Raw genomic sequence first — 25,279 nt, forward strand, 5'->3', positions numbered from 1 at the left:
GTCGGGCTTGCGCGCCGGCAAACTTCACACTGTGCACCGATACGAGCTGATTAGTTGTCATGACTGCGGCGTGCTGTACCGCAAACGTCCGCTGCGCCCCCGCGAGAAGGCGCGCTGCCTGCGTTGCCGCTCGGTGCTGTACCGGGCTGCCCACGCGCGAGGCGCATCGGCCGAACTGACCAAGGTGGTTGCCCTGACCCTGGGCGCCGCCCTGGTTTTCCTGATCGCGCAGTTTTTCCCCATCGTCGAACTCGACGTCAACGGCCTGACCTCCAGCGCTACCTTGCTCGGCGCCATCCGCGTGCTGTGGTCCGAGCAGATGCAGGTGGTGGCGACGATGGTTTTCCTGTTTACCATCCTCTTCCCGGCCGTCGAACTGGCTTCCCTGTTGTATGTGGCGCTGGGCCTGCGTGGCGGCGCCAAGGTGCCCGGCTTTAACCGCGTGCTGCGCGCCGTTCAGACGGCGCGCGAATGGGGCATGACGGAGGTGCTGATGATCGGCATCCTGATCACCGTCGTCAAGATGACCAGCCTGGCCACCGTGCTGCCGCAACCGGGCTTGTTCGCGTTTGGCGCACTGACCTTGCTGCTGGCTATCGTGGTCTCGTTCGACCCCAAGGCGCTGTGGAACCTGGGCGATGACCTGACCCGGCAAGCGCTGCCCGGCATCCGCTACAAGGCTTACGCGCCCGGTGAAAAGGTGCTGCCCTGCCATGCATGCGGCCTGGTGGCGCCACCCTTGGGCAAGGGCAAGCACCTGGCGTGCGTGCGCTGCGGCTCGGCTCTGCACGTGCGCAAGCCGAATAGCATCAACCGTACCTGGGCCTTGCTGATCGCCGCCATGATCCTTTATATTCCTGCTAACTTGCTGCCCGTGATGGTAACGCAATCGCTGTTCGGCGCGCAGGACGACACCATCATGAGCGGCGTGGTGCTGTTCTGGACTAGCGGATCGAAGGGCCTGGCCATCATCATTTTCATCGCCAGCGTGGTCGTGCCCATGCTCAAGCTGGGCGTGCTGGCGCTGCTGGCCTTCACCGCGCAGCGGCGTTCGCGCTGGCGGCCGCGCCAGCGCACCGTCTTGTACCGCATGGTTGAATTCATCGGCCGCTGGTCCATGCTCGACATCTTTGTCGTTACGCTGACGGTGGCGCTGGTGCGTTTCAAGTCGCTGGCCGTGATCACGGCAGGCCCCGGCGCGCTGGCCTTTGGGGCCGTGGTGGTGCTGACCATGCTGGCGGCGATGCAGTTCGACCCGCGCCTGATCTGGGACCCCGTCGACGGACAGGCGCCTGGTGAGGAGGAGCCCGTGGTGGTGGCAAATACCGGAAACAATACAGTGATTGGAGAACAGCATGTCTGACAAAGAAGCTGGCGACCTTGCCGAAACTGGGGGGCGGTCATTGCCCGAACCCGATGTGGAGCAGGGCAGCCGCTGGCTGCCGTCGCTGGTGTGGCTCATTCCGCTGTTGGCCGCGCTGATCGGCGCCGGCCTGGCCGCCAAGTCCATCCTCGACCAGGGACCGACGGTGACCGTCAGCTTCAAGAGCGCCGAAGGGCTGGAGCCGGGCAAGACCAAGGTCAAGTACAAGGATGTCGAAATCGGCCAGGTGCGCGCCATTACACTGGGCGAGGACTTGAGCAAGGTGCTGGTGACGATAGACATGAGCAAGGAGGCGCGGCGCTTCGCCACTGCAGAATCGCGCTTCTGGGTGGTGCGCCCGCAGATCGGCGCCAGCGGCGTGACGGGACTGGGCACCTTGCTCTCGGGCGCCTACATCGGCGTCGACACGGGCAAGTCGGAAGCCAAGAAGGATAATTTTATCGGCATGGAGAATCCGCCCGCCGTGGCGGGTGACCAGAAGGGCAAGCTGTACACCCTGCATGCGGACAGCCTCGGTTCCGTCGACGTGGGTTCGCCCCTGTTCTTCCACCGCCTGCGCGTGGGCAAGGTGGTCAGCTTCGCGCTGGACAAGGATGGCAACGGCATCACCATGTCGGTGTTCGTGAATGCGCCGTATGATCAATTCGTCGGCAAGAATGCGCGCTGGTGGCATGCCAGCGGCGTCGACGTGCGCCTCGATTCCAACGGTTTCAAGTTGAACACGCAGTCGCTGGCCGCGATGCTGGTGGGCGGCATTGCCTTTGAAGCGGAGAACGGCCGCAGGCCGGAGGACCCGGCACCGGCCGGCACCAGTTACCGCCTGGCGGCCGACGAGGCCAGCGCCATGCGCGAGCCCGATGGTGAAGCCATTACCACCGTATTCTATTTCGACCAGTCCCTGCGGGGCTTGCAGCCTGGCGCCACGGTGGATTTCCGCGGCATCGTGCTGGGCGAGGTGCGCTCGGTGGGCATCGAATTCGATCCCGTGAAGAAGAACTTCCGCATGCCCGTTACCGTCAATCTGTACCCGGCCCGCCTGGGCATGCGCTTCAAGGCCGCCGTCGACGATGAGGAAGGCTCGGCCGGCCATCAGCTGCTCGAACGCATGGTCAGCCGTGGTTTGCGCGCCCAGCTACGTACGGGCAACCTGCTCACCAGCCAGCTGTATATCGCGCTGGACTTCTTCCCGAAAGCGCCGAAGGCGGCGCTGGACTTGAACAGGTATCCGCTGGAAGTGCCCACCGTGCCCAATACCCTGGATGAACTGCAGACGCAGATCGCCAGCATCGCCCGCAAGCTTGACCAGGTGCCGTACGCGGAGATCGGCAACAACCTGAACGCCACCATCAAGCAGGCCAATACCCTGTTCAAGCAGCTCGATGGGCAAGTCGTGCCGGAAATGCGCGATACGCTGACGGCGGCGAAACAGACCTTCGGCACGGCAGAACAGGTGCTGCAAAAGGATTCGCCGCTGCAGTCGGACGTGCGCCAGGCCTTGCAGCAACTGACGCAAACCCTGCAATCGCTGAACGCCCTGTCGGATTACCTGGAACGTCACCCCGAGTCCCTGATCCGCGGCAAAAAAGGAGATGAAAAATGATGAAGCCTGTCCTCGCAACCTTCGCCGCGCTGCTGGCGACCGTCCTGCTGGGTGGCTGCTCCACGCCCCAGCCCGAGCATTTCTATACGCTCAGCGGTGGCGCCGACGCGCAGCCGGCCAAGCCCGTCAAATACTATGTCGAGGTGCTGGCCGTCAGCGTGCCGCAGCAAGTGAGCCGCAACCAGTTCGTCGTGACGGCGCCCTTGGGACGCATCGAATTACTGGAGCAGCAGCGCTGGGCGGGGCCGCTGGCCGGCGAGATCGGTCAGGCCCTGTCGACGGCCGTGACGAACGATCTGGGCGCCATCGATGTGTTCCGCACGCCGCACCCCGACAACCTGCCCGTGTACCGCATCAGCACCAATGTGCAGCGCTTCGAATCCGTGATGGGCCAGTATGCGCTGATCGATGCCGTATGGAGCGTGCGCCAGCTGGCCAGCAACAAGGTGGTCACCTGCCGCACTGTCGCCAATGAAAAGGTGGGCGCTGGCTACGATGAACTGGTGCTGGGCCACCGCCGCGCCGTCGGCCGCATCGCTGCCGATGCGGCGAGCGTGGTGCGTGCTTTTGACAACGGCAAGGCCGCCTGCCCGTCGGCTTGAGCCGTTTTCGCCTACCCAGTCCCGTCGGCCGCTGGTAAAATACCGGCATGGGAATGACCTCTTTCACACGCCGCTTTGCCGCCTGGATCGCCTGTTTCGCGATCCTGCTGGCGGCGCTCGCGCCGTCGATTTCCCAGGCTGTCGCCAATGCCAAGCAGGAATCCGGTTCTGGCTGGGCGGAAATCTGCTCGGTGGCCGGCATCCGTTTTGTCCAGCTTGTCCAGGTCGATGACGGCGCTGCCGACGGCAAGTCCGGCGGCAAGGTCATGCAGATGGAGCATTGCGCCTTCTGTTCCACGCATGCCGGTTCCGTGGGCTTGCCGCCCAGTCCCGTGCTGCCGCTGCCCATCGCCAGCGGCACGGCCATTTTCCCGGCGCTGTACTACCAGTCGCCATCCCCGCTCTTCATCTGGTCCACGGCGCAGTCACGCGCGCCGCCCACCCTCATTTAAGTCTTTGCATTTCCTATGCCTGCCCTGTCTGCCTTGCTGCATGACGGGCGGCATCCGCACACTTAAACGAGAATCACATGAACAAGAAATTATTGGTGCTGGCCGCAGCCATCACCCTGGCTTACCCCTGCGCGCAGGCGCAATCCGATCATGCCATCGACACCGTCGTCGTTTCCGGCTCGCGCGCGCAGGCGTGGCTGTCCGAAACGCCGCAGGCCATCGGTGTAGTCAATGCCAAAACACTGGAACGCGACAAGCCAAAGACCATGGGCGATATCCTCAACCGCATCGCCGGCGTGTACTGGAATGACTTGGGCAACGAGCAGCACAGCATGAGCATCCGTCAGCCGATCGGCACGAATGCCGTCTATCAGTACCTGGAAGACGGCATTCCCATTCGCCCGCTGGGTGTCTTCAACCACAACTCGCTCAATGAGATGAACATGGCGGGGGCCAGCGGCGTGGAAGTGGTGAAGGGCGCCGCCTCCTCGCTGTACGGCAGCAATGCCGTCGGCGGCGCCGTCAATTTCCTGACGGCCGGCGCCAGCGCGACGCCCACGGCCAAGGTGGGCGTGCGGCGCGACAACGTGGCCGGCTTCACCCGCTACGACAGCTCCGCCAGCGATACCTGGGGGCCGCTGGGTCTGCGCTTTTCCCATTACAGCTCGCGCCGTTCGCGCGACAACTGGCAAGAGTACAGCTATGGCGACAAGGATTCGTTTTCGCTACGCGCCGACTATGCACTCAGCCCCACGTCGCAGCTGCGCGCCACCATCGTCCACACGGATCTCGATGCGGCCATGACAGGTAGCCTGTTCGAGAATGACTACCGCAACAATCGAGGCAAGAGCCTGAACACGTTTAGCTACCGCAAGGACAAGACCACGCGCATGAATGTGGCGTGGGAGGGCGCGACGACGACCAATGGCACGAGCACCGTCACCGTGTTTACGCGCAAGAACGACCATGGGCAGATTCCCGCGTACTCCATAGGCAGCTGCGTGGGCGTGCTGTGCAAGGGCGTCATCAATAACAACCACGTCGATTCGCTGGGGCTGGACGTGAAACACCAGCAGAATTTTACGTGGCTGAACGCGCGCCTGATAATTGGTGTGTACGTGGACAAGAGCGACAATCCTTTTGTCAGCGATAACCTGTCCATCGTGCGTGATGCCGCCACGGGGCGCTACCTGCGCTATACGCTGGCCAATGCCAGCAATCCGCAGGGCGTTCGCGACTACCAGACGGATATCCTCAATACGGCCGTCTTCGGACAATGGGAATTCACGCCGCTGGCGGGTACGCGCGTGGTGCTGGGCGGCCGCTCGGACGCCATCCGCTATGACTACCATAACAAGCTGGCACCCGGCGGCAGCGTCAATTATGGCGCGCCCGACGAGTCGCGCAGCTTCTCGCATGTGAGCCCGAAGCTGGGCGCCACCTACGCCTTAGGCCATGCGGGCAGTGCGTATGCGAACGTCAGCCAGGGTTTCACGCCGCCCGAGGTGAGCCAGTTGTATGGCAAGACGGGCATCGCCGAGCTGCAGCCGTCCGTGTATAACAACTATGAACTGGGCTTGCGCTGGGCTTTCCTGCAGGGCCGGCTGAAACTCGATACGGCCCTGTACCGGCTCGACGGGCGCGACACCATTGTCAGTTACACGCTCTCGCCAGGCAACAGCGAAAACCGCAACGCGGGGCGCACGCGCAGTGAAGGGCTGGAGTTTGGCCTGAACTACGATAGTGGCCCGTTCGACGCGCGCTTCGCCACGGCTATCGCGCGCCACCGCTACCTGCGTTACCAGGTATCTGCCACTTTGGACTACAGCGGCCGCACCATGCCACAGGCGCCGCGCGACATCACGTCGATCGAGATCGGCTACAAGCCCGTGGCGGGTGCGCGTATCGCACTTGAAGCGGTGCACCAGGGCCGCTACTGGATGAACAATGCCAACACGGTGGAGTACCAGGGTCACGCCTTGCTGAACCTGCGGGCCAGCTATCAGGTCACGCGCGGGTGGGAAGCGTGGGCGCAGGTGCGCAACCTGGCCGATAAACGCTATGCCGATTCGGCCAGCAGCAGTTACGCGGGCACGGGCAGTTACGCGGCCAATACGCAGAACCAGTACACGCCCGGTGCGCCGCGCAGCGTGATGCTGGGCCTGGGTTATACCTTCAACGCACTGTGAGGATGGCCATGGACGACGCAACTTTTCTCATCGCACGGCGTAAAAGCCTGTACTGGCGCATCCACTTCTGGGCCGCGCTGATCGCCTCGCCGTTTGCGCTGGTGGCCACCCTGACGGGCATCCTCTATGTTTTCACGCCGCAGATCGAGGCAAGGCTGTACCAGCACCTCGATCATGTGGCGCCGCAAGCATCCATGCTGCCGCTGGACGCCGCCGTGGCGGCAGCGGAACGGGCGGCGCCGCGTGGCTGGGCAGTGCAGCACGTGGTGCCGCCGTTTCAACAGGACGACGCGGTGCAGGTGGCGTTCGCGCCGTCCGGCGGCGGCGTCGATGAACATGCCGGCCATGGCGGACATGCCGCGCCGGTCACGCCCGCCAGGCCGAAGTTCGGCCTGCCCGCGCAAGCCGTCGTCGTGTATGTGAATCCCTACGACGCGCGCGTGCTGGGCAAGCTGGCCAGCAGTGAGCGCTTCGGCAACTGGGCGAAAAAGCTGCATTCTCGCCTGCTGCAAAACGATGGCTGGCGCTGGATGATCGAGCTGGCCGCCAGCTGGCTGATGGTGATGCTGGTGACTGGCGTGGTGCTGTGGTGGCCGCGCGGTGCCCAATCGGGCTTGCCGAAGCGCGGCGCGCGCGGGCGCAATGGCTGGCGCCAGTGGCATGCTTTTCTCGGCGTGGCGCTCGGCGTCATCAGCTTCGTGATCCTCACTACGGGGCTGACGTGGAGCCAGCAGGCGGGCGGGCGCATCCGCGCGCTGCGCGACATCAGCGGCCAGGCGCCACCGCCCGTGCCGCGCGGCCTGCATTCGACCGAAGATGCGGCTGGCGGCCCGCTCGACTGGCAGGGCGCCTGGCAGGTGGCGCGCAGGCACGCGCCCGCCATCGCCGTGCAGCTGACGGCGCCAGCCAGCCAGGACGATGTGTGGCGCGCCACCATGGCCGACCGCAGCCAGCCCACGTTGCGCTTCGACCTGCAATTCGATGCCTACAGCGGCCAGCCCCTGTATTACGCTGGCTGGGAGGCGCAGACGGCGTTCGGCAAGGCGACCGCCATCGGCATCCCGTTTCACCGCGGCGAATTCGGCTGGTGGAATCAGGCCTTGCTGCTGCTGTTTGGCGCCAGCGTGCTGTTCTCGCTGGTGTCTGGCTGGGTGATGTTTTTCAAGCGGCGCCTGCCAGGTTCGCTGGGTTTGCCCAAGCTGCTGCCGGGCGCCTGGACCTCGCCCTCCGCGCTGGCCTGGCTGGTGGCGGCCGGCATGTGCGCGCTGATGCCATTGCTGCTTGTTTCCGCGTGCGTGCTGATGCTGCTGGAGCTAGTCCTGGCAAAATGGGGTAGGCGTATCGGCAGGATGCGACTACGCTAGAATAGGGGGCGCGGCCAGGCTCCTTGTCACGGGCCGCCCCTTTGCAATGGCAGAACCATGGTATTCATCGACTTTCCCGCCTTGTCCGCACTGGCCGCCGCGTCGGCGCTGGTGACAAAAAAATGCAGCTGCTGCGCAGTGCCGCTGGACGCCTGGCAGCGTCTTCCCACCTCGCTGGAACTGGACCGTTTCGAAGAGGTCGGCACCCTGCGCGAAGATCCGTACGAAGAGCCGACCTTCGCCGAATACCACCCCGATGGCACGCGCTATGACAGCATGGATGCGCCCATCGCGCCCCGTTACTATCCCGCCAATCTGAGCCAGGTGGCGCGTTGCCTGAACTGCGGCCGCCACTATCTGCGCTACAACGAAGCGGGCGGTTATTTTACGGAACTGCGCATCCGCGCACTGCGCCCGGAATTGCTGGCCGACGCCGCCTTGTAGCCAGCTCTTGCCGCTACAGGCTTTCCTTGACGTGCGCGATGCCGTGTTCATCGTAGATCGAATACACGGCAGCGAGGAGGTCTTCCAGTTCCGGCGAGCGGTCCCTATGCCGCATGCTGAATAAAATGGGCGAGAACGCATGCTTGTCATCGAGCTTGCGGTACACGACGTTCCGGTGATGCATGGCCTGTACGCTTTCCGGCACGATGGAAATGCCCTGGCCGGCCGCCACCAGTCCCATGGAAATCTGCAGTTCGCGCACTTCCGTGACGGGGCCGGGCGTGACATTGCCTACACTGAACATGCTCAGCACCTGGTCGGCGAAGCTGGGGCGGGGCGCTTTCGGATACACGAGCAGGGTTTCGTGTACCAGTTCAGTCAGGCGCAAGCCGCCTTCCCCCTCGGCCAGCCGGTGGCCGGGCGGCAGGGCGACCACTAGCCGCTCCTCGCGCAGCAGGATGCGGCGGATGCTGGGATCTTCGCTTTTCAGGCGCCCGAAACCCACGTCGATGCTGCCTTCCTTCAGGGCCTTGAGCTGCTGCACCGTGGTCATTTCATGCAGGCTTACGTCGACCTCGGGATGGCGCTCGCAATAGCGGTGCACGATGTCGGGCAATTCCCCATACAGGGTCGAGGCGACAAAGCCGATTGACAGGGTGCGTTCCAGCTTGCCCACGCGCTGCGTCATCGCCTGCAGGTCGCGCACCTGGTCGAGCAGGGGGCGCGCATGGGCAAGGAAAAACTCGCCCGCTTCCGTCAGCCGCAAAGGCCGCGAGCCTTTCTCGATCAGCGCCACGCCCAGCGTTTCTTCCAGTTGCTGCATCTGCCGGCTAAGTGGTGGCTGCGCGATATGCAGGCGCGCGGCGGCCCGCGTGAAGTTCCTTTCCTCTGCTACCGCAACGAAGTAGCGCAAGTGCCGTAATTCCATCTTCATACCTTTCAGGTATAGGTTCGATACCAACTCGGTGTTGGACGCCGCATCTCATGGGGAATATCGTGTCAACACTCCACAGAATTATACGGAATAAATATGATTCAAAATATCGAGACCTACCTGGTCGATGTGCCAACCATTCGCCCGCACCGGATGTCCGTCGCCACCATGAATACGCAAACCCTGGTGCTGGTGCGGCTGCGCTGCGCCGACGGCATCACGGGCTGGGGCGAGGCGACCACCATCGGCGGCTTGAGCTACGGTGGCGAAAGCCCGGAAAGCATCAAGACGAATATCGATACCTATATCGCACCGCTGCTGGTCGGGATGCAGGCGAGCGCAGTGGCCAAGGCCATGGCCAAGGTGCGCAAGGTCATCCAGGGCAACCGCTTCGCCAAGTGCGCGATCGAGACGGCGCTGCTGGATGCACAAGCGCGTCGCCTGAATGTGCCGCTGTCGGAATTGCTGGGCGGCCGGGTGCGCGATGCGCTGCCCGTGGCCTGGGTGCTGGCCAGCGGCGACACCGCGCGCGATATCGCCGAAGGGGAAAAAATGCTGGACTTGCGCCGCCACCGCATTTTCAAGCTGAAGATCGGCCTGCGCGACGTGATGGATGACGTGGCCCATGTGCTGGAGATCAAGCGCGCGCTGGGCGAACGTGCCAGCGTGCGCGTCGATGTCAACCAGGCCTGGAGCGAGACGGACGCCGTGCGCGGCATCGCCGCGCTGGAAGCGGGCGGCATCGACCTGATCGAGCAGCCCGTCAAAGCCGGCAACCGCGCTGCGCTGGCGCGCCTGACGCAGCGCTTCGACGTGGCCATCATGGCCGACGAAGCCTTGCACGGTCCCGCCGACGCGCTGGCGCTGGCACGGGCCGATGCGGCCGACGTGTATGCGGTCAAGATCACCCAGTCGGGCGGCTTGCTGCCCGCGCTGGAAGTGGCCACCGTGGCGCGCCTGGCCGGCGTGGGCCTGTACGGCGGCACCATGCTCGAAGGCGGCATCGGCACGGCCGCCACGGCCCATGTCTGTTCCACGTTTGCCGAACTGGCCTGGGGCACGGAGCTGTTCGGCCCCCTGTTGCTGACGCAGGAAGTCTTGCGCGAACCGCTGGTGTACCGCGACTTCATGCTGCAGGTGCCGACGGGTCCGGGCCTGGGCGTCGAGATCGACATGGACAAACTGCGCGCCATGCAGCGTCAATAAGGGAGAGACCATGTTATTCCATGTACGCATGAACGTGAACCTGCCATTGTGCATGCCCGCCGAGCAGGCGGCGCAGCTGAAGCAGACGGAAAAGGAACTGGCCCAGCGCTTGCAGCACGAAGGCAAATGGCGCCACCTGTGGCGCATCGCCGGCCAGTACGCCAACGTCAGCGTCTTTGACGTGGACAGCGTGGACGAGCTGCATACTTTGCTGACCTCGCTTCCCCTGTTCCCTTACATGCAGATCGACGTGATGCCGCTGTGCCGCCATCCATCGTCGGTGCGCGACGACGATTCCTGAGGAGACATGCAATGACGCATATAGGCAACGACACTGCCGGGAAAACGTGTGAGGTGGACGGTATTCGCATGCATTACCGCACGGATGGCGAGCGCAGCAAGCCCTGCCTTGTCCTGTCGAATTCCCTCGGCACGGACCTGTCCATGTGGGATGCGCAGGCGGCCGCGCTAGCCGGCGACTTTTTTGTCGTGCGCTACGATACGCGCGGCCATGGCCAGTCGGCCAGCGGCAGCGCGCCGTTCGGCATCGAGCGGCTGGGGCTGGACGTGGTGGCGCTGCTCGACCACCTCGATATGGCACGCGCCGCCTTCTGCGGCATTTCCATGGGCGGCTTGACGGGCCAGTGGCTGGGCATACACCAGCCGCAGCGTTTGACGAAGCTCGTGCTGGCGAATACGGCGGCGCGCATCGGCGGCGCCGCGCCGTGGCAGCTGCGGGCCGAGCAAGTGCGTCGCGATGGCATGGCTGCGGTGGCAGAGAGCGCCGCCGCGCGCTGGTTCACTCCGCAGTTTATCGCGCGCGAGGCGGATACGGTAGCGCGCCTGGCCGGCATCTTGCGCGGCCAGGATGCAGGCGGCTACGCAGCCTGCTGCGAAGTGCTGGCCCAGGCGGACTTGCACGCCTGCGTCGGCAAGATCAGCGTGCCGACCCTGATCATCGCCGGCGAGTACGATCCCGTGACCACCATCGATGACGGGCGCTGGCTGCAAAAGCAGATCGCCGGTGCCCGCCTGGCAAGCCTGCCCGCCTCGCATATCTCGAACGTCGAGGCGGCGGACTTGTTTACGGCGCAGTTGCGGACCTTTTTATTGTGAGCCTTGCTATACCGTATCGGTATGGCAGGAATGTAGTTTTCCCCTGAGCACCGCCGCCGGCTGGTCCGGCATGCGGCAGGGGAAGCTTTCTTGAAAAATAAAAATAAGAAAAGCAGACTTGGAGTAGACGGATGGAAAACAGATTGATCATCATCGCTGCGATTACGGTGGGCTATTTCGCCCTCATGTCGTACATTACGTATAGCGTGCGCAAGCATGCCAACAGCGCCGAGGGCATGACGGCTGGCGGGCGCAACTACCCTGCCTACCTGATAGGCGCGCTGTTGTTGTCGGAATTTATTGGCAGTTCCGTCAGCATCGGCACGGCCCAGAAGGGCTATGAACTGGGTATTTCCGCCGCGTGGAATCTGGTGGCGCTGTCGCTGGGCTTCTTGCTGCTGGCCATCGTGCTGGTGAAAAAATACAAGGAAAGCGGGCAGTCGACGATTTCCGGCATCCTGGCGCAGACGTATGGCGAACCCGTGCGTTATGCCGCATCGATACTCACCATCGTTGCGCTGAGCATCGTTGCCGTGGCCCTCTACGCCAGCGGTGGCGCCGTGCTGGCGGCCGTGTTGCACATCAATAAAACCGTGGCCATTTTGCTGGTGGGCGCCATCACCGTAATCTATGTCAGCCTGGGCGGCATGCGTTCGGTGGTGTACACCAATTTCGCCCACTCCATCGTCAAGTACCTGGGCGTGATCCTGGCGCTGGCGTATGCGCTGGAAGCAACCGGCGGCATCGGCGCGCTGCAGGCACAATTGCCGGCCAAGATGTTCAACTGGGTCGAGATAGGCTGGGGCCAGATCATCGCCTGGATGATAGGCGGCATCGGTTCCATCTTCGCCACGCAATACGTGATCCAGGCCCTGGTCAGCACAGACAATCCGGCCGTGGCCAAGCGCGCCTGCTATTACGTATCGTCGCTGATGATACCGTTCGGCCTGATGGCCGCCCTGATCGGCATGTGCAGCGCCGTGCTGTACCCGGGCATGAAGTCGATCGACGCCTTCCCGACCCTGATCGCCCACATGCCGGCGTTTTCCGCCAGCATCATGATCGTCGGCCTGGCCGGCGCCCTGTTCGGTGGCATTTCCGCCACCACCCTGGCATCGGCCACCCTGGCCATGAAGGATTTTTATGATCCCTGGTACAACAAGGCGAAGAACGACGCGAAATCGCTGATGTTCCTGCGCATCGCCATTGTCGTGGCCGGCTTGCTGCCGCTGGTGCTGGCGCTGTATGCGGAAAAACTGCTGATGATCGCCTTCCTCGGCAAGGCCTTGCGCGCCACCCTGGCCGTGCTGGTGCTGATGGCCTTCTATGCGCCGAAATTCGGCACGCCGCGCGGCGCCTTCGTCGGCGTGATCGTTTCGGTGATCGCCACCATAGGCTGGTTCCTGGCGGGCAATCCGTATGGCGTGGACAGTTCCTACCTGGCACTGGCCGGCCCGCTGCTGACCATGGGCATCAGCCATTTGTTCAAGCCGGCGCAAGCGTTGGAGAAGTCGGCATCGTCGCCAAAGCTTTAGGTCATACCAGCCCCGTCATGTAGTAGACGGCAATGACGAGAAACACGGCCACCGTCTTGATGACGGTGATACCGAAAATGTCGCGGTAGGACTGGCGGTGCGTAAGGCCCGTGACGGCCAGCAGGGTGATCACGGCGCCATTGTGCGGCAAGGTGTCCATGCCGCCGCTGGCCATCGCCACCACGCGGTGCATGACTTCCAGCGGAATGTGCGCCTGCTGCGCGGCCTGGATAAAACTGTCCGACATGGCGGCCAGCGCGATGCTCATGCCGCCCGAGGCCGAGCCGGTAATGCCGGCCAGCGTCGTCACGGACACGGCCGCATTGACGAGGGGATCGGGCACGCTGCGCAAGGTGTTGCTGACGGCAAGAAAACCGGGCAGTGCCGCGATGACGCCGCCAAAGCCATATTCGGACGCCGTATTCATGGCTGCCAGCAGCGCGCCGCCCACTGCCGCCTTGGTGCCTTCGGCAAAGGCGGCGCGGATGCGCCCGAAGGCCGTCACGCACACGAGTAAAATTCCCATCAGCAAGGCGCCTTCCACTGCCCAGATACCGGTGACGGAAGCGATCGACGTAGCCACGGGCGCATGCAAGCCCGGCAGAGCGTCAGCGGTGAGCACGTAACTGCTGCCATACCAGTGGGGAATCAGCTTGGTCAGTGCAAAGTTGGCCACGCCCACCAGCACCAAAGGCGCCACCGACAGCAGCGGATGGGGCAAGTCGCCACCACCGGTCTTGGCCTGTTCGGCCTCCACTCCATAACCTTCGCCCGTCGCCATGACGGAACGGCGGCGCCATTCCAGGAAAGCCAGTCCCATGCTCACCGTCAGCACCGCGCCGATGGTGCCCAGCCATGGCGCGGCCCAGCCGGTCGTGTTGAAAAAAGTGGTCGGGATGATGTTCTGGATTTGCGGCGTGCCGGGCAGGGTATCCATGGTGAAGGAAAACGCGCCCAGGGCGATGGCGCCCGGCATCAGCCGCTTGGGGATATTGCTCTGGCGGTACAGCTCGGCTGCGAACGGATAGACGGCAAACACCACCACGAACAGCGACACGCCGCCATAGGTCAGCGCCGCGCAGACTGCAACGATCACGGCATTCGCGCGCGAGCTGCCGATGTATCGAATGGCCGCCACGACGATGGATTGGGAAAAGCCGGACAGTTCAATCAGCTTGCCGAACACGGCGCCGAGCAAAAAGACGGGGAAATACAGCTTGATGAAGCCCACCATCTTTTCCATGAAGATGCCGCTGAAGACGGCCGGCACGGCGGACGGATCGGTGAGCAGCACGGCACCGAGCGCGGCGACGGGCGCGAACAGGATCACGCTGAAGCCGCGGTAGGCGGCCAGCATCAGGAAGGCCAGTGCGGCCAGAACTATCAGGAAAGACATAAGACCGGGCCCTTGGCGATGGAAGTGTTTAATTAATCAATTGTTCAATTAATATCATACTTCTCAGCAACACGCCAACGCATGGGTCAAGGATTGCGCAGTGTAGGCAGGTACCGGCGCCAGCGGCCTGCTAGCCTACTGTCGCGTTGGCCTTGCCGATGAGCGAACATCCGCAGGCCGTCTTGCAGCCATGGACGGCTACGGGGGCCTCCAGGGTCGAACTGTGGGTAGTGTCAAGCTCCTTCGCAGTTATTAACACCCGAGGCCTCTCAATTCTTGCACCAGTTCCTGTAGGAACTTCAAGAACCGCACCACGATAATGAGTGTTGCAATAAAAACCATTCCATACTGCTCGCCCATTGTGATTTGGCCTGATTTTTGCAGCTTGAACGATGCCCAAAGAAACAGCCACCTAGCTTGGCTCGGCAATTGATCGTGTACGAACGCAAAGCATGTGGTCAGTGTTCAGCAGGTTGCTTGAGTTGGCTGACGTCTCTCAGCACCTGTCCGTAAGATCGATACAAGTTGGCCGCCGGCAGGCGGCCTTGTTGCGCCATTAGCACATGCACCTGCTGCAGGCGATAGAAGGGTACGCGTGGATATTCATGATGCTCGATATGGTAATGGATTCGATGTGGTCCTACGAAAAAAGTTTGCCAGCTGCGCCGCACGACGGTACGCGCACTGAATCGCTGATCTTCCGACGCCCGGTAGCCGGCATGCTCGGTGATCGCGCGTATGCGCCCGAACAGCGGTAGCAAGGTCAGCGCTGGCAAGATCCAAAGCCCGAAATACAACGCTGCATGTCCCGCCGCCGCGAGCAGGCCGATTATCACGCCCTGCACCGCAACGATGCTGGCGATTGCGTAGAACCCCTTGCTGTGGCCGGCAGCCTTGTGCTGATTGCGGCCACGCTGCCTGGCGCGCACCAGATTGCGCGCGCTGAGGAAGTAACCAAGGCCGGTGGCATCTTTGAGCAAACGCCACACCAATTCCCTGCGCGTCACAGGGTAGTCGTCGATGCCGAATATGGTGGCGACCGGATCGTCGGCCACCATCGGCGCACGGTGATGCTGTAAGTGCCCGCTGCGATAGAAGTCCATCACCAGCAGCAGCGGCGCTGCCGCGAACAGTTGGCCTGCGATGTCGTTCAGTCGCCGATGCGACAGCAGGGTGCCGTGAGCGCTTTCATGCATCAGAACGGCTAGCGCGAGCTGGGTGCGGGCGATCAGGATCGCGCTTAGCAGGAACACCAGCGGATGGGAAAAGCGGATAGCCGCGATGAAGCAGGCAGCAATCAGCGCCCAATCAAGCGCGACGGCGATTAGTGCGCGCGGATTGCTGATCGTTGTGAGATGCGCCGGTAGTGGCGGCCTCATGATGGGCGCCTCATCGGTGGACAGACCGCGCGGCCAGCTCGTACAGCACCGCTACCCAGCTCTGCAGGCGTGCACCGGCTACCGCGCGGCCGTCCGGCGCAGGCAAGGTGGGGGCGCTTTGTAGCAGATCGACGCACGCGCTGCACAGGTCTTGGGCGAACGTTGTCGCGTCGCCGCGCCAGATGACGATGCGATGTGCCAGCCCCAGCGCCGCCGCGCGAGCAGCGTTGATTTTCTGCTCCGGCTGCTCGGTTAACACCAGCACGATGGGCCGACCATAGACCAGCGCCACCGACAACGCCGCCATGCCGGGTGCCGAGACGATCAGGTTGCTGGCGGCGGCTTGCCGCACCCAGTCGGCGTCTTGCGCCTCCCATCGCGCGCGTCCGGCATAGCCCTCGCCGACCAGGGTTGCGTGCATGCCGGCGAGGTCCAAGCCGGTTTCGACGCCATCGGCCAGGCAGGAGTCGCGGAAATGGGGATTGAGGTAGACGGCTGCGCACGCCTGCGCGCGCGGCACTGCGGCGTCAAACAGCGCGGCCACAACGACCGGAGTCGGCAGGCGGAATGTGGCGCCGTCGCAAGTCGCCTCGTAGCTGAAGTCGTGCTCAATGCGCGCTAAGCTGGCGTTGATCTGCCATCCGACGATGCGATGGAACAGGCGTGACAGGGTAGCTGGTAGGCGCCCGGAAAAATTGTTCAGGACCGCCTGCCGCAGGCTGGCGCCGTAGACGTGTACCACCTTTCCCCGCCATGCGGGCATGCATCCCATGAACAGCAATGCCGGGTGAAAGGAGTCGTTGATGATTAAGTCCGCGCTACGCAGAGCGACGCGTAGTTGCATAATGTCCCGGCACATCCGCGACGGTCGGAACAGATAGTTGGCGATATTTGCGTCGGTTTCTGCGGGCAGCATGTTTTGCCTCGTGTCGAACTGGACTGCGTAGTGGCGCGACAGCACGTGCGCAGTGATGCCAAAGCCGGCCAGGAAAGCGACCCCTTCGTCCGATGTGGTCAGTACTTCGACATCGGCGCCGTATTCGCGCAACGCATGCGTGAGTAGTTGCGCGCGCATCAGGTGTCCGCGGGCGTCTGCCGTTGCCAGATAGGTCACCTTGATGGTGTTCATGGACGCGCGGGCCACAGCCGCAACGCGGCGCCGGCCAGATACATGATGAGCGCGCTGGAAACGCCCCAGGCACGGTCGATGGCGCGAATCTCATCGAGCAGCGATGCTAGGCTCCCGTGTTCGGACGGCAGTACCAGACGCGCCAGCGTATGCTGGCACAAGCGAACGTGGCGGTCTTCATCGCTCAGCACGCCAGCCAACAGGGGATATAGCGGATGAACTGCGCCAATCAGCGCGCAATGACGCCGCAGAACGCGGGTGAACGTCTGTTCGGCGCACAAGCCGATAGCGAACGCCGGGATGAGGTGGCCTGCGGAAAAGCTGGTACCGTAGCGATGCGCGAGTGTGCGCCATTGCGCGATCTTGCGCAGAGTGAGCGCATCGGGCCGCGCGGACAAAGGCGTCGGCGCTATCCCGCCCCGCGCCCTTAGCGCAGCCGAAAATAGCGAAGCATGACGCCGTTCGTCTGCCAGGTGCTTTCCCATTTGTCGCGCCAGCCAGGCCGGTGGCTGGGCCAGCAGATCAGACTGCAGCGCGATTTCGCTGGCCTCCTCGCCGATCAGGTAGATACGCAACAGCAGCCGCTCACCGGCCAGGCTGGCATGCAGTTGGCGCAGGGCGGCATGCTTGATGCTGTCGACCCAACGCGCCTGCATGGCCGGCAAGCCGCTTAGTGGTGGGGCTGCCAAGCAGGCCGGCAGCGGCCATCCATCAGCGTGCAAGTGCATCGCCCGCCGCCAGTTGATTGCCCAGCACCAGCCCGATAAAACTTTGCTGCAGGAAAGCGGCCGCCGTATCGCCGGCCCCGGCAAAGGCTTGTTGCTGGTCGCCATAACGCAGGTAGCCCTGGCCGTGCACGGCGCCGATGGTCAGCTTGTCGCGTGCGGCGAAGCCACGCTTCATCAGCGGCTTGAGCAGCGGCTGGTCGCTCAGGCCGTACAGGAACAGTTCGCGCTGGACCACGTGGTCCGGGATTTTACCGCTTAGTGCTTCCAGCTCGAATGACCAAGTGCCGTGCGCCAGCAGGCCGCCGGCGTTGCCGGCGCTTGCCGGATCGCTGTGCAGCCGTGCGCGCATTACCGGCTTGGCTACCTTGCCTGCACCGAGCGCGATGGTGATGTCGGCATCGTCCGTGTTCGTGCTGCGGTTGTCACTTACCTGCACCAGGTGGCTGGACAGGCGCGCTGCCAGGGCGGGATCGGACACCAGCTTTGTGGCTTGCTCGAACGATACCAGCACACGTCGGCCACTTGCTGCCGGCACGTCCACCAGATAGGGGTCGATGCGTACCGCGCTGAACGCCCCTTTGACCGGTGTATGCGCATGGCTGCTGACTGACCAGCTGTCTGCGGTTTTGCTCAGTATCAGGTGGACGCTGACCGGTACGCGGCGGCCCGCTTTGTCCATTGCCGAGCCTTGCAACAGCACGTCGCCGACGATGGTCTTTTTGTCGTAACTGCGGGCATTGTTGAAGTGGATCTGGTGCGAGCTGGTGTCGACTGCTGCCGTGGTGGCCTGGTCGTCGAGGCCGATGCGGTTGCACATCTCGGCGCGCATGCTCACCTCGGGAAGCGGGCAGCCGCTGGTTGATGCAAAATAGTGAACGCCACGCCCCTCCAGGTCGGTGGCGCGGGTGCTACCGGTCAGGGCCAGCGCGCTCAATGCTGCCCATTGCAAAGTGGTATAGGAACGGTGCAAGGTCATGGTAGGGTTTCCCGTGGTTAGCGTTCATGGTAGGACAGCGATTGTGTGTCGGCACCCTCGGCGGCAGCGCTGCGGATACCCAGGCCCCGGCACAGTGCGCCAAGCATGTCCAGCCCGGAAAAAATCCCGATCAGGACGACGGCCGACACCCAGCGCAGGCCGAGCACCGGGGCCGCATCCTGATGGTTGAGTGCGCGCAGGCTGTACCACAGCCGCGCCGTCAGCACGCAGAGCGGTCCGACAGGGCCGCTACGACTCAGCCATTGCATGGACCTTGGCAGATAAGTGCGCACCAGGTGTGGCGTCAGGCCGAGCGTGTCCTGTCCACGCATCCAGCGCAATTTGAGCAGCTCGAAGCGGGTATCGGGCAGCTTGTGCTCGGTGTGCGCCCGCGCCGCGTAGTGCAGAGCCACGCCCGCGGCGTGGAGGCGCAGGCCCAGCACCTGACAGTGCGCGCGGTACACGCCGTCGAGTGGCTGATAGCGGTTCTGCGCGAACACCTCGCGCAAGAACACCACGTTGTTGGCGTAGAAGTTGCGCGTCGCGCGAGCTTGCAGCTGGCTGGGGAAGTACATGAAGTCTATCGTGGTTAGGGCGGTGCCTACCACGGTGGCGGCGTAGCTGGTACGGCCGGCCACCACTGCCGGTGGCACTGCGTCCGTCAGCGGCGCGATCAGCTGTTCAAGCCAGTCTTGTTCGGGCTTGCAGTCGGCGTCGGCGAAGCAGACGTAGTCGCAGCGGTCGGCATCGACGGCGTCGAAACCGTCGTTCTTGGCCTGGTAGTAGCCGGTGCTGGCATTGATCCGCACGAAGTCGATGCTGCGGCCTGCCAGGCGCTCCGCGCTTATGCGAATGCGCTCGCACAAGCCGTCGTGCGTGACGACCACTTGCGCGAGTGCGCTCAGTGCTATGCTCTGTTGTGCCAGCAGGCCGATCACATGCAGCAAGCTGGCGCCGGCCGCATCCATGCCGGCGCCGCCGCGCAGGTTATTCGTCTCTAATACTATGGCGGTACGCGCGGCGACGTGTTCATGCGGCATATTGTTTCCCATTGCCCAAACAAGACGAGGGCCGTTAATTGGTCAAATCGGTGCACCGTTGCGTGGCCGGCCCTTCAACTCTACCCAGATGAGGCTGCTAACCAAGCCCAGTTGCAGGCGTACGGATTGTCTATTCCGAGATGCCATTTTGCTTTGCTAGTTCCGAACCCATCTTGTTCTTGGACAAAATCATCATTAGTTTTCCCTGGGGCATTTATGGGATCAGCTTACTGCCGTTATGCTGGCGAACGGCGGGCCACGGTGAGTCATGGGACACCTGTCCTCACGGCCGTATTCTGGTTCGAGCAGGCTGATGTAGTGATGTTGGCTTGGTAATATTTTCCTCTATGCTATCAGCCGAAGTTTCATTACTGGCACAGCGGCTGATGACGCCGCCGGCGCCTGCCACGCCGATGAGCCGCTGCCGTTCGTCGGCGGCCACGGTGAACCGATACTAGAAGTGGAAACACCGAACAGCTACGCTAATTTGCCACTAACGGGCTAAAAAATGACAAAGCCCCAGAGGCTGGGGCTTATGTAAATTCTTGATTTACAAGAAGAACTTTGGTCGGGGTGAGAGGATTCGAACCTCCGGCCTCTGCGTCCCGAACGCAGCGCTCTACCAGGCTGAGCCACACCCCGCTTTCCTTCATTACAGCAGATGGCGGGGCGGCTTTCAAGCGACTGCATCGCGGTCTATTTCTTTTCCTGCTGGGCCTTTTTGATCTCCGCTTCGCTGACTTTTTTTGCCGGTGCATTTGTCGCCGGCGAAGTCGGGGCTTTACGCGTGGCGTTGGCTTGCGCCATCACGGCGGCGCAGTCCGTGTCCGGGGCTTTGTCGACGTTGACCAGGGGCAGCAGGGCGGCCAGCGGTGTGACGATGGTGGCCAGGGCTACGGCGGCGCCCGCTTTCAGGGCCAGCGGCCCTTTTTGCGGGCCCACGTCCGGGTTCTTGAACGTGCCTTTCGCGTACAGCGGCGTGCGCAGGGTGATGATGCGGGCGCCCTTGGTGCGCGGGCGCACATCGAGGTCCAGGGTTTCGCGGGCCAGGTTGACGTTGCCCGTGACATTCACGACGGCCGTGTCGGTGTCGAGCACGAAGCGGCGCACGTCGGCCTGGCCATTCGTGACGGCGAAGTCGCTGGCCAGGCAGTTCAGGTGCACCTGCTTGTCACCGAAGACTTTCACGAAGACGGCATTGGCCAGGTTCAGGCCGGCCAGTTCCAGCATGAACTGGCTGACGGAGCCTTCGCTGACGGTGGCCGCCAGCTCGCCATCGGCGCTGGCCAGCATGGCCGAGATCGAATTGCCGTGGCCGGTGAGTGCGGCGTCGCCGTACACTTCGCCGAAACTCGCTTGCATCGATTGCAGCTTGGGAAACAGTTCGCGAATTTTGAGGTGGCGCGCCGCCACCTTGGCTTGCGCGGCGATGGTCTTTTGGCGGCCATCGAGCGTGATGTTCGAGGTGATATCGCCACCGGCCATGCCGAAGTTGAGCGGCGTCAAACTCAGCACCTTGTCTTGCATGTGGATGTTGGCGACGATGTCGTTGAGGGGGATGTCATGCGTGCGTACCAGTTTCTTGCCCGTAAATTTCACATCGGCGTCGAGCGCATTCCATTTGGCCGTATTGAACTGTTCCACTGGCAAGGCTTTGTTGTCGGGCTGCACGGGCGCCGTGCCGCGCGCCTGTTTCTGCGCATTGCTGTCGGCGCCGATGCTGGGGCCCAGGTCTTCCAGGCGCAATTGCTGCGAGCTCACTTCGCCGCGCAGCAGGGGACGGGGCTGGCGCGGTAAATATTGCAGGGTGCCGGCCAGGTCGCTCTGGCCGACCGTGCCCTTGAAGTCCTGGTACGTCCAGTGCCAGCTGGCGCCATCCTTCTTGCCCAGCAGCCGGCCTTTGGTGGCGTAATCCGGCGTTTCCGGCAGCAGCACGCCGGTCAGCGGATACAGCTCGGCCATGCTGGCGCCGGCCAGGCTCAGCTGCAAATCGATTCCAGACAATGCGCGCGGGTCCGTCAGCGTGCCGGCTATGCTGGCCTTGTTCTTGCCCAGTACGGCGTGCGCCTGCACGGGATACACGGTGTTGTTGTCGGTCAGGGACAGCACGGCACCTGCCTTGCCGCCGCCCGTCACGGGTGCCTTGCGGTAGGTGCCTCCCAGGGTGAATTCGATGCCGTATTTCTGCACGGGCGCGCTGCCTGGTGCGTCGCCCGGCGTGGCGTCGGGCGCCGTCGAGCTGACCCTGGCGTGCACGTCCAAGGCGATACCCTCGTCCAGGTAGCGGATGACGCCGTCGCCGAAGGCCATGCGCTGGATTTCCACTTCCCACGCTGACGGGCCATTGTCTTTCAAGGTCCAGCTGTTGCTGCCGTCGGCGCGACGCTGCAGGGCGATGTTGGGCGCCTCGAGCGCCAGGTCCGTCAGCACCAGCCTGTGCTGCAACAGGGGCAGCGGATGGATGGTCACGTCGATGCGCCTGGCGCTGGCCAGTTGCCGGCCGGCAGTGGCCCAGTCCGGGTTGCTCATGCGCACGTCTTGCGCGCTGATGACAGGGCGTGGCACGTAGCGGCGCCAGCCCGGTTCCGTCTTCAGCCCTTGCTTCCACTTGACTCGCAAATCACCGCCGATGACGAAGCTACGGTCAGTGCTTTCCGACACCTTCTGATTGAGGTAGGGGCGGGCGCGGTTCCAGTCGAAAGTCAGCACAAAGATGACCACGATGGTGATCAGGAACAGCACGGCGGCCAGGCTCCAGCCGAGGATTTTCAGGGGTGTCGAGCGCGTCATGAGAATGCCAATCGCAGTGATTTTTCATCAAGGTAGACCGATTGTTCATATCGGTCGGTGCGCTGGCTTACGTAGGCATCGCGATGGCTGGCATTGATTCCATAATTCGATTATTATTGAAATATGGGAAATGAAAAGACAATCACGGCGCAAGCCGGACCACTGACGAGTACGGCCGCTATCGCGGCGCTGGCCGCGCTGGCACAGGAATCGCGGCTGGCCGTGTTCCGCCTGCTGGTGCAGACGGGACCGCAAGGCATGGCGGCGACGAAAATCGCCGAAGCTCTGGCGATCGCGCCCTCGTCGCTGTCGTTTCACTTGAAAGAACTGGCGCATGCCAATCTGGTGACGGCAAGCAAGGCAGGGCGTTCCATCATCTACGCCGCCCACTATGCGGGCATGAACGGCTTGCTGGCCTTTTTGACCGAGAACTGCTGCGCTGGCGCGCCTTGCTGCGTCAACGAACCACATTTACTGAAGGAAACGACGACATGACGATCACGATCTATCACAACACGGCGTGCGGCACCTCGCGCAATACCCTGGCCTTGATCCGCAACACGGGCGTCGAGCCCGTCATCATCGATTACGTCAAGCATCCGCCGTCGCGTGAAGAACTGGTCGACCTGATCAAGCGTGCGGGCCTGACCGTGCGCGCGGCGATGCGCGACAAGGGCGCCCTGTACGACGAGCTGGGCCTGGCTAATCCTGAACTGAGCGATGCGGCCTTGCTTGATGCCATGCAAGCCCATCCTATCTTGATCAACCGTCCCATCGTCGTCACGGAACTGGGCGTGCGCCTGTGCCGGCCATCGGAAAAAGTGTTGGACATCCTGCCGCTGCCGCAGCAAGGCGCTTTTGCCAAGGAAGACGGCCAGCCCGTGGTCGGTGCCGACGGCAAGCCGGTGGCCTGAGATGGAAGATTTGCCCAATGAGCTGTCCAATGCGTTGCCCAATATCAGCGCCGCCCACCTGGACCTGCCCAGCCTGGATAAATTGGCGCCGCGCAACGTGTCCACGCATGCGCCACGCATTTTGCTGCTGTACGGCTCCTTGCGCGAGCGCTCGTACAGCAAGCTGCTGACCCTGGAAGCGGAGCGCATCCTGCGCCACTTTGGCGCCGACACGCGCGTATTCGATCCGCATGGCTTGCCCATGGTCGACAGCGTGTCGCCCGAACATCCGAAAGTGCAGGAGTTGCGCGCGCTGTCGCTATGGTCGGAAGGGCAAGTGTGGTGCAGCCCCGAACGCCACGGCGCCGTCACGGGCGTCTTTAAATCGCAGATCGACTGGCTGCCGCTGGAAACGGGCAGCGTGCGCCCCACGCAGGGCCGGACCCTGGCCGTGATGCAAGTGTCGGGTGGTTCGCAATCGTTCAATGCCGTCAACGGCTTGCGCTTGCTGGGACGCTGGATGCGCATGGTGACTATCCCGAACCAGTCTTCGGTCGCCAAGGCATATCAGGAATTCGACGATGCGGGCCGCATGCAACCATCGCCGTATTACGAGCGCCTGGTCGACGTGATGGAAGAGCTCTATAAATTCACCTTGCTGGTGCGCGACCGCCGCGATTACCTGGGCAGCCGCTACAGCGAGCGGCTGGAGGCGGAGCCGGCCATCGTGCAGGCATTGGCGGGTGCGGCGATGGAGCATGAGCGCAGCACGACGTAATAAGAAACGACGCCAGTGGCGCCGTTTCTTATTGCTTGTATTGCAACGCGATCAGTGATTGCGGTCGACGGCAAACGAGCACAGTTGCAGCATGGATTGCTTGTAGACGCTGTCCGGCCAGCCGGCGATGGCATCGGCGGCGCGCTTGCCGGCGATTTCCGCCTGCTTGCGCGTGTAGTCGAGGGCGCCGCTGTTGGTGATGGCCGTCAGGACGGTATCGAAATGCTGTTCGTCGCCTTGCTCGATGCAGCTGCGCACGAGTTCGCGTTGCTCCGGCGTCCCGTTTTCCATCAACCAGATCAGCGGCATGGTCGGTTTGCCTTCGCGCAAGTCGTCGCCCACGTTCTTGCCGATTTCGGCGGCGTCGCCTGCATAGTCGAGCACGTCGTCGATCAACTGGAAGGCCGTGCCCAGCGAGCGGCCGTATTCGGCAGCCGCTTCAATGTCGTCTTCGCTGGCGCCGGCGATCAGGGCGCCCAGTTGCGCCGACGCTTCAAACAGCTTGGCCGTCTTCGAGCGGATGACGTTCAGGTAGCTTTCCTGCGTCACGTCCGGATCGTGCATGTTCAGCAACTGCAGCACTTCGCCTTCGGCGATCACGTTGGTAGCGTCGGACAGGATTTGCATGACGCGCATATTATTGAGCGACACCATCAGCTGGAACGAGCGCGAGTGCAGGAAATCGCCCACCAGCACCGAGGCGGCATTGCCGAACAGGGCATTGGCCGTCTGGCGTCCGCGACGCATCGACGATTCATCGACGACGTCATCGTGCAGCAGGGTGGCGGTGTGGATGAATTCGACCACGGCGGCCAGTTCATGGTGCGCCGTGCCGCGATAGGCGTGGGCATTGGCTACCAGCAAGATCAGCACGGGACGGATGCGTTTGCCGCCTGCGCTGATGATGTATTCAGCGATCTGGTTGATCAGAATCACATCGGAGTGCAATTTTTGGCGGATCACCGTATTGACTGCGTCCATATCGGCGGCAATCGTTTGCACGATGGTGTTTTGGTTAACGTGTTTGTTAGCGTCAGACAAGGCGAACCTGCATTAGATTGTGGGTGCCGCGATTATACGACAAGGCTTGCGTGCGCGTGATGTTTGCCTATGGCTGTAGGGCAATTGATTGATCTTGTTGGCACTGGCGCGCGTTTTTCTGTCCGCCCGGCACAAGCCTGCGCTGGTGGCCAGGTTGTCGACATACCACGATCGTCAAGCTTTGTGAATAGTTTTTGACGCAATTTCTCAGTCCGTGTATAATCGCTGGTTCCCCCTGTTGTGCATGGCTTGCTTTTCATGGCAGTGGGACAAATTCTTTCAACATTTGATGAGGTTTCAAAT

The 25,279-nt window shown here is 62.9% G+C and carries 23 protein-coding genes and 1 tRNA gene; 14 read left to right on the forward strand and 10 right to left on the reverse strand.

The genetic code is table 11. The annotated features are described in order from the left end of the window. Positions 1-31: 31 nt before the first annotated feature. The 7 genes from K0F85_RS15550 (at position 32) to K0F85_RS15580 (ending at position 8,035) form a co-directional block, all read left to right on the forward strand. A complete protein-coding gene (locus tag K0F85_RS15550; protein WP_257572809.1) occupies positions 32-1,363 on the forward strand; it encodes a paraquat-inducible protein A in 1,332 nt (443 codons plus the stop codon). Continuing rightward, positions 1,356-2,984: an intermembrane transport protein PqiB gene (locus tag K0F85_RS15555; protein ID WP_219116902.1), complete on the forward strand. Its 1,629-nt coding sequence runs from the start codon at positions 1,356-1,358 to the stop codon at positions 2,982-2,984. The genes K0F85_RS15550 and K0F85_RS15555 overlap by 8 nt, the downstream gene beginning before the upstream one ends. Beyond that, on the forward strand, positions 2,981-3,586 hold the full coding sequence (locus K0F85_RS15560; RefSeq protein WP_257572810.1) for a membrane integrity-associated transporter subunit PqiC: 606 nt from the start codon (positions 2,981-2,983) through the stop codon (positions 3,584-3,586). The genes K0F85_RS15555 and K0F85_RS15560 overlap by 4 nt, the downstream gene beginning before the upstream one ends. Before the next feature lie 53 nt (positions 3,587-3,639). After that, complete coding sequence (locus tag K0F85_RS15565; protein WP_219116903.1) at positions 3,640-4,038, forward strand: DUF2946 domain-containing protein; 399 nt, start codon at positions 3,640-3,642, stop codon at positions 4,036-4,038. 77 nt (positions 4,039-4,115) lie between these two features. Beyond that, entirely contained in the window at positions 4,116-6,227 is a 2,112-nt protein-coding gene (locus tag K0F85_RS15570; protein ID WP_257572811.1) for a TonB-dependent receptor, read from the forward strand. 8 nt (positions 6,228-6,235) lie between these two features. Beyond that, the gene (locus tag K0F85_RS15575) at positions 6,236-7,591 is read left to right on the forward strand and encodes a PepSY domain-containing protein (RefSeq protein ID WP_219116904.1); all 1,356 of its coding nucleotides are present in this window, start codon (positions 6,236-6,238) and stop codon (positions 7,589-7,591) included. 57 nt (positions 7,592-7,648) lie between these two features. Then, positions 7,649-8,035, forward strand: coding sequence for a hypothetical protein (locus tag K0F85_RS15580; RefSeq protein ID WP_219116905.1), 387 nt, complete (start codon positions 7,649-7,651; stop codon positions 8,033-8,035). 13 nt (positions 8,036-8,048) lie between these two features. Here K0F85_RS15580 and K0F85_RS15585 read toward each other — a convergent pair whose 3' ends face one another. Then, positions 8,049-8,963: a LysR family transcriptional regulator gene (locus K0F85_RS15585; protein ID WP_219116906.1), complete on the reverse strand. Its 915-nt coding sequence runs from the start codon at positions 8,961-8,963 to the stop codon at positions 8,049-8,051. A gap of 102 nt (positions 8,964-9,065) precedes the next feature. Here K0F85_RS15585 and K0F85_RS15590 point away from each other — a divergent pair, with 102 nt between their 5' ends. The 4 genes from K0F85_RS15590 (at position 9,066) to K0F85_RS15605 (ending at position 12,826) form a co-directional block, all read left to right on the forward strand. Next, on the forward strand, positions 9,066-10,175 hold the full coding sequence (locus K0F85_RS15590; protein ID WP_219116907.1) for a muconate/chloromuconate family cycloisomerase: 1,110 nt from the start codon (positions 9,066-9,068) through the stop codon (positions 10,173-10,175). Between the two features lie 10 nt (positions 10,176-10,185). Then, entirely contained in the window at positions 10,186-10,476 is a 291-nt protein-coding gene (gene catC, locus K0F85_RS15595; protein ID WP_219116908.1) for a muconolactone Delta-isomerase, read from the forward strand. An 11-nt stretch (positions 10,477-10,487) separates the two neighbouring features. Next, positions 10,488-11,291, forward strand: a complete 804-nt coding sequence (gene pcaD / locus K0F85_RS15600; protein ID WP_257572812.1) for a 3-oxoadipate enol-lactonase — start codon at positions 10,488-10,490, stop codon at positions 11,289-11,291. Positions 11,292-11,422: 131 nt separating this feature from the next. After that, positions 11,423-12,826, forward strand: a complete 1,404-nt coding sequence (locus K0F85_RS15605; RefSeq protein ID WP_219116909.1) for a sodium:solute symporter family protein — start codon at positions 11,423-11,425, stop codon at positions 12,824-12,826. Between the two features lies 1 nt (position 12,827). Here K0F85_RS15605 and K0F85_RS15610 read toward each other — a convergent pair whose 3' ends face one another. The 8 genes from K0F85_RS15610 to K0F85_RS15645 all read right to left on the reverse strand — a co-directional run bounded on the left by K0F85_RS15610 (position 12,828) and on the right by K0F85_RS15645 (position 22,264). Beyond that, on the reverse strand, positions 12,828-14,222 hold the full coding sequence (locus tag K0F85_RS15610) for a GntP family permease (protein ID WP_219116910.1): 1,395 nt from the start codon (positions 14,220-14,222) through the stop codon (positions 12,828-12,830). 458 nt (positions 14,223-14,680) lie between these two features. After that, a complete protein-coding gene (locus tag K0F85_RS15615; RefSeq protein WP_219116911.1) occupies positions 14,681-15,601 on the reverse strand; it encodes a fatty acid desaturase family protein in 921 nt (306 codons plus the stop codon). Positions 15,602-15,611: 10 nt separating this feature from the next. Continuing rightward, positions 15,612-16,730 carry a hypothetical protein gene (locus tag K0F85_RS15620; RefSeq protein ID WP_219116912.1) on the reverse strand — a complete coding sequence of 373 codons (1,119 nt, stop codon included), beginning with the start codon at positions 16,728-16,730 and terminating at the stop codon, positions 15,612-15,614. Further along, entirely contained in the window at positions 16,727-17,386 is a 660-nt protein-coding gene (locus K0F85_RS15625) for a hypothetical protein (RefSeq protein ID WP_306984954.1), read from the reverse strand. Before K0F85_RS15625 ends, K0F85_RS15620 begins: the two co-directional genes overlap by 4 nt. Before the next feature lie 55 nt (positions 17,387-17,441). Continuing rightward, positions 17,442-18,434, reverse strand: coding sequence for a hypothetical protein (locus K0F85_RS15630; RefSeq protein ID WP_219116914.1), 993 nt, complete (start codon positions 18,432-18,434; stop codon positions 17,442-17,444). A 17-nt stretch (positions 18,435-18,451) separates the two neighbouring features. Then, positions 18,452-19,474: a glycosyltransferase family 2 protein gene (locus K0F85_RS15635; RefSeq protein ID WP_257572813.1), complete on the reverse strand. Its 1,023-nt coding sequence runs from the start codon at positions 19,472-19,474 to the stop codon at positions 18,452-18,454. A 565-nt stretch (positions 19,475-20,039) separates the two neighbouring features. Next, positions 20,040-20,116, reverse strand: a tRNA-Pro gene (locus K0F85_RS15640). A 54-nt stretch (positions 20,117-20,170) separates the two neighbouring features. Next, positions 20,171-22,264: an AsmA family protein gene (locus K0F85_RS15645; RefSeq protein WP_219116916.1), complete on the reverse strand. Its 2,094-nt coding sequence runs from the start codon at positions 22,262-22,264 to the stop codon at positions 20,171-20,173. A gap of 123 nt (positions 22,265-22,387) precedes the next feature. Between K0F85_RS15645 and K0F85_RS15650 the strand changes: the two genes are divergently transcribed. The 3 genes from K0F85_RS15650 to arsH are packed head-to-tail and all read left to right on the forward strand — an operon-like array spanning position 22,388 to position 23,935. Beyond that, entirely contained in the window at positions 22,388-22,759 is a 372-nt protein-coding gene (locus K0F85_RS15650; protein ID WP_219116917.1) for a helix-turn-helix transcriptional regulator, read from the forward strand. After that, the gene (gene arsC, locus K0F85_RS15655; protein ID WP_219116918.1) at positions 22,756-23,178 is read left to right on the forward strand and encodes an arsenate reductase (glutaredoxin); all 423 of its coding nucleotides are present in this window, start codon (positions 22,756-22,758) and stop codon (positions 23,176-23,178) included. Before K0F85_RS15650 ends, arsC begins: the two co-directional genes overlap by 4 nt. A 22-nt stretch (positions 23,179-23,200) precedes the next feature. After that, positions 23,201-23,935: an arsenical resistance protein ArsH gene (arsH, locus tag K0F85_RS15660; RefSeq protein ID WP_219117049.1), complete on the forward strand. Its 735-nt coding sequence runs from the start codon at positions 23,201-23,203 to the stop codon at positions 23,933-23,935. A 51-nt stretch (positions 23,936-23,986) separates the two neighbouring features. Here arsH and ispB read toward each other — a convergent pair whose 3' ends face one another. After that, the gene (ispB, locus tag K0F85_RS15665; RefSeq protein ID WP_219116919.1) at positions 23,987-24,976 is read right to left on the reverse strand and encodes an octaprenyl diphosphate synthase; all 990 of its coding nucleotides are present in this window, start codon (positions 24,974-24,976) and stop codon (positions 23,987-23,989) included. Positions 24,977-25,279: the final 303 nt, after the last annotated feature.

Source organism: Janthinobacterium sp. UMAB-56, assembly GCF_900095265.1.
In the GTDB taxonomy this organism is placed as follows: Bacteria; Pseudomonadota; Gammaproteobacteria; order Burkholderiales; family Burkholderiaceae_D; genus Janthinobacterium.

Coding starts and splice junctions, on each gene's coding strand:
- arsC (WP_219116918.1), top strand. CDS start 22,756: ATGACGATCACGATCTATCACAACACGGCGTGCGGCACCTCGCGCAAT.
- K0F85_RS15645 (WP_219116916.1), bottom strand. CDS start 22,264: ATGACGCGCTCGACACCCCTGAAAATCCTCGGCTGGAGCCTGGCCGCC.
- K0F85_RS15580 (WP_219116905.1), top strand. CDS start 7,649: ATGGTATTCATCGACTTTCCCGCCTTGTCCGCACTGGCCGCCGCGTCG.
- K0F85_RS15555 (WP_219116902.1), top strand. CDS start 1,356: ATGTCTGACAAAGAAGCTGGCGACCTTGCCGAAACTGGGGGGCGGTCA.
- K0F85_RS15610 (WP_219116910.1), bottom strand. CDS start 14,222: ATGTCTTTCCTGATAGTTCTGGCCGCACTGGCCTTCCTGATGCTGGCC.
- K0F85_RS15570 (WP_257572811.1), top strand. CDS start 4,116: ATGAACAAGAAATTATTGGTGCTGGCCGCAGCCATCACCCTGGCTTAC.
- K0F85_RS15650 (WP_219116917.1), top strand. CDS start 22,388: ATGGGAAATGAAAAGACAATCACGGCGCAAGCCGGACCACTGACGAGT.
- K0F85_RS15635 (WP_257572813.1), bottom strand. CDS start 19,474: ATGCCGCATGAACACGTCGCCGCGCGTACCGCCATAGTATTAGAGACG.
- K0F85_RS15560 (WP_257572810.1), top strand. CDS start 2,981: ATGATGAAGCCTGTCCTCGCAACCTTCGCCGCGCTGCTGGCGACCGTC.
- K0F85_RS15585 (WP_219116906.1), bottom strand. CDS start 8,963: ATGGAATTACGGCACTTGCGCTACTTCGTTGCGGTAGCAGAGGAAAGG.
- K0F85_RS15605 (WP_219116909.1), top strand. CDS start 11,423: ATGGAAAACAGATTGATCATCATCGCTGCGATTACGGTGGGCTATTTC.
- K0F85_RS15565 (WP_219116903.1), top strand. CDS start 3,640: ATGACCTCTTTCACACGCCGCTTTGCCGCCTGGATCGCCTGTTTCGCG.
- K0F85_RS15625 (WP_306984954.1), bottom strand. CDS start 17,386: ATGCAGGCGCGTTGGGTCGACAGCATCAAGCATGCCGCCCTGCGCCAA.
- K0F85_RS15590 (WP_219116907.1), top strand. CDS start 9,066: ATGATTCAAAATATCGAGACCTACCTGGTCGATGTGCCAACCATTCGC.
- K0F85_RS15615 (WP_219116911.1), bottom strand. CDS start 15,601: ATGAGGCCGCCACTACCGGCGCATCTCACAACGATCAGCAATCCGCGC.
- catC (WP_219116908.1), top strand. CDS start 10,186: ATGTTATTCCATGTACGCATGAACGTGAACCTGCCATTGTGCATGCCC.
- K0F85_RS15575 (WP_219116904.1), top strand. CDS start 6,236: ATGGACGACGCAACTTTTCTCATCGCACGGCGTAAAAGCCTGTACTGG.
- pcaD (WP_257572812.1), top strand. CDS start 10,488: ATGACGCATATAGGCAACGACACTGCCGGGAAAACGTGTGAGGTGGAC.
- K0F85_RS15620 (WP_219116912.1), bottom strand. CDS start 16,730: ATGAACACCATCAAGGTGACCTATCTGGCAACGGCAGACGCCCGCGGA.
- K0F85_RS15630 (WP_219116914.1), bottom strand. CDS start 18,434: ATGACCTTGCACCGTTCCTATACCACTTTGCAATGGGCAGCATTGAGC.